The organism is Erythrobacter sp. HI0063 (assembly GCF_001635685.1).
Classification (GTDB): domain Bacteria; phylum Pseudomonadota; class Alphaproteobacteria; order Sphingomonadales; family Sphingomonadaceae; genus Qipengyuania.
Window position 1 is genome coordinate 1 of sequence record NZ_LWFF01000126.1, and the last position, 717, is coordinate 717.

Genomic DNA, 717 nt, shown 5'->3' on the forward strand with positions numbered 1-717 from the left:
AACTGGTAAGCACCAATACGCGAGCGGCGCTCTTCCCGGTGGCCTTTGCGGTCATCCATATAAATTCATCTCTGCTGATCTCCCCTCGCAGAAGACGACGATGCATCTCATAGACCACCGCCGCGATTGATAGCGCGGTCAACCCTGGGATGTATTCCCAAATGGCGTCGTTCTGTTCAGCAGATATAAGCTGATCAACGAGTTCCTCGGTATCGGCTGTGAGTTCTGCGTTCGCGAAGCCGGAATCTTGAAGTCCCATTCGCTCGGCAAGTTCTGATGTTATGATGATTTCACCATCAGGGTGTTGCTCCAACCATTCTTCAACGTAAGCTTCAGAACTGGTCGCTTTCAATTGTGCGACCCATTCTGTGCCGCTGGCATGATCTGAGAAGACAACATCATACCCTGGGTGATTAATTGCTTCGAACTGTGCGGCAAAGATCGTATCGCCGTCAGAGTTTTCCAGTGCGACGAAGCGCATCTCGTGAAGAACACCTTTGGTATTGCTCACCACCCCACTCAGTTGCGCCTCATCCATTTCGGCGAGCCAACGGCCTAACTCTTCCTCTGTATCACCAGCGGCGGGATGCGCTCGACGAAGGGCAGCAAGCACTGCCTCATCTACCTCGTTCAAGGAAACTGTGCCCTGTAAGGATAGCTTGGAAGCGACCGCTAAAATCGCTGCGTCCACGAGCGGGACTTTGACTTCCCTTACCT

1 protein-coding gene is annotated in these 717 nt (G+C 52.7%); it reads right to left on the reverse strand.

Annotated elements, in window-relative coordinates; genetic code table 11:
* Window positions 1–634 (reverse strand): hypothetical protein (locus tag A3736_RS05310; protein ID WP_156501986.1); only part of this gene is annotated, 634 nt, incomplete at its 3' end.
* Window positions 635–717 lie beyond the last annotated feature (83 nt).